Source organism: Gemmatimonadota bacterium (genome assembly GCA_026706845.1).
In the GTDB taxonomy this organism is placed as follows: Bacteria; Latescibacterota; UBA2968; order UBA2968; family UBA2968; genus VXRD01.
The window spans coordinates 24,330-30,595 of sequence record JAPOXY010000194.1; the positions used below are offsets into that span (position 1 = coordinate 24,330).

At 51.6% G+C, this 6,266-nt stretch carries 7 protein-coding genes; all 7 read right to left on the reverse strand.

Annotated features, from left to right (window positions below; translation table 11 throughout):
• Nucleotides 1-12: 12 nt before the first annotated feature.
• The 7 genes from OXG87_17765 to OXG87_17795 all read right to left on the reverse strand — a co-directional run bounded on the left by OXG87_17765 (nucleotide 13) and on the right by OXG87_17795 (nucleotide 6,191).
• A complete protein-coding gene (locus tag OXG87_17765; protein MCY3871400.1) occupies nucleotides 13-1,149 on the reverse strand; it encodes an ABC transporter permease in 1,137 nt (378 codons plus the stop codon).
• Nucleotides 1,150-2,145, reverse strand: coding sequence for an ABC transporter permease (locus OXG87_17770; GenBank protein ID MCY3871401.1), 996 nt, complete (start codon nucleotides 2,143-2,145; stop codon nucleotides 1,150-1,152).
• 99 nt (nucleotides 2,146-2,244) lie between these two features.
• On the reverse strand, nucleotides 2,245-2,823 hold the full coding sequence (locus OXG87_17775) for a hypothetical protein (GenBank protein MCY3871402.1): 579 nt from the start codon (nucleotides 2,821-2,823) through the stop codon (nucleotides 2,245-2,247).
• A 1-nt stretch (nucleotide 2,824) separates the two neighbouring features.
• A complete protein-coding gene (locus OXG87_17780) occupies nucleotides 2,825-3,091 on the reverse strand; it encodes a hypothetical protein (protein MCY3871403.1) in 267 nt (88 codons plus the stop codon).
• 33 nt (nucleotides 3,092-3,124) lie between these two features.
• On the reverse strand, nucleotides 3,125-5,221 hold the full coding sequence (locus OXG87_17785) for an ABC transporter substrate-binding protein (protein ID MCY3871404.1): 2,097 nt from the start codon (nucleotides 5,219-5,221) through the stop codon (nucleotides 3,125-3,127).
• Nucleotides 5,222-5,233: 12 nt separating this feature from the next.
• Nucleotides 5,234-5,971, reverse strand: a complete 738-nt coding sequence (locus OXG87_17790) for a zinc dependent phospholipase C family protein (protein MCY3871405.1) — start codon at nucleotides 5,969-5,971, stop codon at nucleotides 5,234-5,236.
• A 13-nt stretch (nucleotides 5,972-5,984) separates the two neighbouring features.
• Nucleotides 5,985-6,191 carry a hypothetical protein gene (locus tag OXG87_17795; protein ID MCY3871406.1) on the reverse strand — a complete coding sequence of 69 codons (207 nt, stop codon included), beginning with the start codon at nucleotides 6,189-6,191 and terminating at the stop codon, nucleotides 5,985-5,987.
• Between the last annotated feature and the right edge of the window lie 75 nt (nucleotides 6,192-6,266).

The following is a 6,266-nucleotide window of genomic DNA, read 5'->3' on the forward strand; positions in this document are numbered from 1 at the left end:
AAGTCTAATCCCCTAACGTGAATAAGGATCGGCGGCGTCGCGCAGACCGTCGCCGACAAAATTAAATGCGAGCACAGTAATAATTACAAAAATCACAGGCGTCAAAAGCCACGGCTGAAAAGCCACAGCCTGAACATTTTGCGCCTCTTTCAACAGCACGCCCCAACTCGTCACTGGCGGACGCAGCCCAAGACCGAGAAAACTCAGCGAAGTCTCGCCCAAAATCATGCCCGGCACAGCGAGCGTCAAACTCACAATAATATGGCTCATAAACGAAGGCAGCAAATGCCGCGTCATAATCCGCCAGCGACTCGCGCCGGCAAGCAATGCAGCAGTTGCAAAATCCTCTTCGCGCAACGACAAAATTTTCCCGCGCACCTGCCGCGCCAAACCCGTCCACCCAATAAAGGACAACACAACCGTAATGCCCATATAGATCTGCAAGGGCGACCACGATGAAGGCAGCGCCGCGGCCAGAGCCATCCACAGCGGAATAGACGGAAAAGACCTGAGAATCTCAATCCCGCGCTGAATGAGATTATCGATCCACCCCCCGTAGTATCCAGACACCACGCCGATCACCAGACCAAACACAAAACTCAGTGTCACCCCCACCAGCCCTATCGTCAGCGAAATGCGCGAACCGTAAATAATCCTCGAAAGCAAATCCCGCCCGAGATGATCCGTACCCAACAGAAAAAGCGTCCCCCCATCATCAACACCAAAAAGATGGATATCCGTCTCAAACAAGCCCCAAAACCGATAGGGTGCGCCTCGCACAAACAACCGTACGGCATAGCGCTGCGAGCGGTCTTCGATATAGAACTTCCGAAGCGTTTCCGGATGTCGCACGCCCTTGAATCCATACACAAACGGCCAGAAATGCACGCCCTCATCCGACACAAATTGCAAACGCTGAGGCGGAGCAAACGCATAGGCAACCTGCCGATGATTGAGCGTATAAGGTGCCAAAAACTCGCAAAACACAGCCACCACATAAAGCGCGACAATAACCATACCCGCAGCCATCGCCAGGTGGTGCTTGCGAAACTTCCACCACATCAACTGCCACTGAGACGCAGCATAAGCCTCCGTTTCCCCGGTCAGCACATCTTGCTCGACCGCCTCTTCTCGTCTGGGCATAGCCATCTAATGCTCTCCCTCTTCGTAGCGAATGCGCGGATCGAGCCACAACAACAAAATGTCTGAAATAAGCGTACCGACAAGCGTCAACAGGCTCAACATCATCACCATACTGCCCGCCAGATACATATCCTGATTCATAAGCGCGCGCAATAACAGCGGTCCCGTCGTCGGCAAGCCCAACACCACCGACGTAATCGTCGCCCCAGACACAATGCCCGGCAAAACCCATCCCACAGTACTGACGAGCGGATTGAGCGCCACACGCACCGGATACCGCATCAGCAACACCCAGTAGCGCACGCCTTTGGCGCGGGCAGTCATCACGTATTGTTTCCGCAATTCATCCAGCAAATTGCCCCGCATTACCCGTATCAACCCCGCCGTACCCGACGTACCAATCACAATCACAGGGATCCACAAATGCCAGAGCAAATCGAGAAATTTGCCAAAAGACCACGCCGCACTCTGATACTCCGGTGAAAACAATCCCCCTGCACTCACCCCAAACACGGAATACCCGATGTACATAAAAACGAGCGCGAGCAAAAAATTGGGTGTTGCAAGCCCGATAAAGCCCAGAAACGTAAAACAATAATCCGGCAGAGAATACTGCTTCACAGCCGAATAAATCCCAACCGGAATCGCCAGTGCCCACGTCACCAGCAGCGTCACAATCGAAATAATAGACGTCAGTAAAATGCGTTCGCCAATCAGCTCTGTCACGGGCCGATTCCACTCAAACGACATCCCCAAATCGCCCTGTACCATGCCGACCAGCCACCGCCAGTATTGCACCATAAAAGGCTGATCGAGATTGTACCGCGCCCGCAGTGCCGCAGCCTGTGCCTCATCCACCGTCTCCCCCGTTTCACCCAGCGCGGCAATATACGACGTGAGATAATCCCCCGGTGGAAGCTGGATAATCGAGAATGAGATGAATGAGATGATCACCATGGTGGGAATCATCCAGAGTAAGCGTTTAATGATGAGGGCGAGCATATAAAAATTTCCCTGGAAGGTGAAAAAAACTATCCGCAGAAAAAAACGCGAGTAATTTGAGCGTTTTCGCAGATGAATGAAGATAGAAATATTTTGAGTTCAGCCATTATGTTGCTCAGACCCTTCTTTTGCCCGTTGCAATAATTCAGACAAATTTAGCGATTTCGCCCAGTGCTTCAGGTAACCCCAATCTAACCTGTCGCCCTGTACTTTTAAGATACCCGATACATCCCTTAATTGTCGGTCTGAAACTTCGCCACCTTTTCGATACCAGATCAATTTTTGCAGTACAATATCCTCTGGCGTTGCCACGATCAATTGCGTGTCAGCAATGGTCTGCGGCCTTCGACGACGCATTTCTTCGCGGTCAATCGCTTCAGAACCAGGTACAAAAATATCTACCTTAATCATTGTTTCGAGATGGATAACATTGAAGGAACTGTGCCGAGAGACAGCGCGAATAACATCATCTTCTTCGATGTAAAATGCATTTTGGGTATTTGCAATGAGAGCTTGAATATGGTGATTCTTCAGTTCTGCAACCATGTCGATATCCTGTGTGGCGCGAGGCTCTCCGTAGATGGAACTGGCAATTGACCCGCCCACGAGATATGGAATATCCAGATTTTCAAAAATTTCAGCCATTTGCAAGGCGACGCAAAGGGGTTCAGAAATCACGTCAATAGCCCTCTTTGTGTGGATCCCAGCCAAATGCTTTAATCATGGTCTGCCGGGAGAGCCGCAACGCGCCGAGGCGAAGGCGAATTTCTCGCTCATCTGCCTCGGGATACCGGCTGCGAATGCCCGCAACTGCAAGGTCTGTACACGCCTGAGAGAGTTGGGATATCTTCTCGGCTTTTTCGTGTGGTGTCATGCGCCGATACGCTTCAATGAGCAGGCGTTCTACCCTATGATTCGTGTCCCGCGATTGTGTTTTATAAGCCATACGACTCTCCAATTTGAACAATTACTTGTTCATCTATTCCTCAATCGCATAACACTCAACCGCCGTATTCCCGGGCGTGCGAAATGCCCAGCCGGACATCGCGACCTCGGGCACATTGCGAAATGAATTTTTGACCAGATAAAACGAGGGCAATGCCCCCACCGTGCCGATAACCCACAGATTCTTTCGGTTCAAATCGATAATTTCTCCCATAAGCCGGATCTGTTCGGCTTCGTCAATCGTCTTCTCAATCTCCCAAAACAGCTCAATACACCGCCGCATATCTCTGGGGGGTTCTTCGCCGCGTTTTTTCTCCGTGCGATACCAGCGCGCATAATCCACTGCGTGTACAGACTCATCGCTAAATGGAACGAGCCAGCGCGGATCCAGAACAGCGATCTGCTCATCTGACCCGCCCCACACGCCAACATCGTGCAACAAACCCTTTTTGCGCTCGTAAAACAACTGCCGCGCTTCTTCCTTGACTTCTGAATGCACCCCCACCGCAGTCCAATAACTCGCCACCAGTTCCAAGATGCGATTGTTCAGAGACGTCGTCTCAATATAGAGCTTAATCGGTGCGCCATCTGCCCGCAATCGCATACCACCTCTCCCGCGCTTCAGGCCCATCTCGTCGAGCAATGCATTTGCGCGGTCCGGATCGTACTCGATATATGCGCGCTCGTAATCCGCATCGTAAAACGGCGACGATGGCGGCGGACACACTTGCCTCGGCTTCCCAATTCCAAAATAATCTGCCTCGTTTAATTCATCGCGATTCAGCGCGAGCGACAGGGCTTTTCGAAAGCGGTGATCCCCGATAATCCTCTTCATTTCCGGATCGCGGTGATTCAAATTCAACGCCAGAATATTTGACCCCGCCGATCCATTAATCCAGTGCACAACCCGATAATCGCCCTTCTTTCTCCCTTCCATAAACAGCGGATAATTCTGGAACTGCAGGTGCCGCCCCTGCATGCCTATTTCCCCGTTGATCGCCTTGAGATTGATGGTTTCGGGATCAAAAATCTCAAACGTCATGTGGTCGATATACGGTAATTGATTTCCAGCGGGATCAACCTTCCAATAATAGGGATTGCGCTCCAGCACTGCCGGACGCGCGGGCGGCGGCGCAACCACAATCCACGGCCACAAACGCGGAATATCCGGATTGCGCCAATCGCGCATATCTTCAAAAAGCTGCTTCCACAGATCAAATCCCGCAGCCTCACTCATCGCCTCGAGCTTTTCTAAAGACGTGTACTTCGGATGAAATTGCTTCATATAATGGGCGGGATAGCGCAACATCTCATAACCGCGCCCCGACGCCAACTTCACAACAAACAACCCATTGGGTTCCAAAAACGTGAACCGCACCGTATAATCATCGACCTTCTCCAACCCCATCACCCGTCCACCCCGTTTAAAATCGCGCGGAACAACAGGCGTTATCTCCTCATTTTGCAACACATCCTCATACCAGAAAATCAAATCATCAACCGTAAACGGATGCCCGTCTGACCACCTGACCCCTTTTCGCAAAAAAAATATAAAACTGCGCCCCCCATCGGCAATCTCCCACCGCACAGCCAGATTGGGGATCACCTCCTGCGCCATCGCATCCCATCGCACCAAACCTTCATACGCAAACCGGGCTTCGACAATACCCACATCGCGGGGACCAGTGGCAAACCGCGTCCAAGTCCCACCATAAGGCCCATGCTGTTGCGGCGGTACAATAACAAGTGGATCTTCCGGCAGGCGTTCCGATACCGGCGGCAGGATCCCTTCTCGCACCCGCTGGGCGAGCATAGGCGCTTCGCCAAATCGTCCACCAGACCATTCTACCACCCGATGCACCGCCCCCGTTGCCTCGGGATGGCGATTGGGAATCTCGACATCCGCCATCACAGCCTCGAGGTCTCGCGTCCCATCTGCCTGCACCACAGGCACAACACCATCCTCGGGCGTACGCACCAGACTACCCATTGCAGCCTCAAATTCTGATGCCCGTTGTATCGCATCCGGATCGCGCGGCGAAAGGTAAAACGCGACATATCCCATCCCCTGCACCAGAAGCACAAAACTGGCAAAAATACCTATAAGCGCGATCCAGACTTTAATTCCCATACGGATAATACCTCACCTACTATACACCCCACTGACAAATTTCTCAATCTCATCTCGCCCCCGCACAATAGCTTCATCGACAAAACGCGCTTTTATATTTTCATCAAAAAACGCATCTGCCCGCCCCCTGTTCTCGGCAAGATGCTTTTCCAAATCATCGGACGGGGGACGACCAATCATCTTGAGAAATATACGCTCGAGAACAACGGGGTCTGCACTCTCTGCCCATCCCCGCGCGCGTCTCACAAATTGAGATACTATTTCGCGATCAATAAATCCCACCTCTCCTCGCCCTTCAAACCGATCCAGCACCTCCGCGACACCTGGATAATTGATCGGCAATTCATCTACATAGGACCACAACCCATAAATAATGGGCCGCCAGTCTTCAATACCGTGGACGTGAATCGTCACCTCATCGCGAAATGCTTCATCCGTCGTCAAATGCGCGATATACCCCATCAACAAAACGCGATCTCGTGGATCCATATTCTGATAATCCGCCAGATTGGGATGCGCCTCAAACATGCCCGAAACGGATTTGCCCCATGTCTCGCGCTGCTCCTCCGTATAAAAATGCGATCCATACTTACCCATCTTTCCGAGCAGACGCATCGCATCTGGCGCCATAGAACCCGCCACAAGATCCGGCAAATACTGCCGATTTAGAGCACCTACCTCAGGCAAATCGCGCTCGAGCTGTACCTGCAACTCGAGCACCAGCGCAAAATGACATCGCCCACGAGGCATCCGTCTTCCTTTCTCAACAAGAATCCACCTGTAATTCTGCTCGTATTTCAGAGTATTCCCGAAAACCCGTCGCTGTTTCAACCGCCCGATCCAGATCCAAAGCGTCTTCTAAATCCTCAAGCCGTTGCATCAAAGCGCGATAATCTTTGATTGATAGCAGGACTGCGGTCTTCCGCCCCTTTTCATCCACGACATATTTTGGTTTGATATTGAGCATCATTGTTCAACCGTTTTGAGCACAGTTATCCCCATCATCGCAAAATGATCGTCAAAAGCATAGGTCTCAGAATTTTTA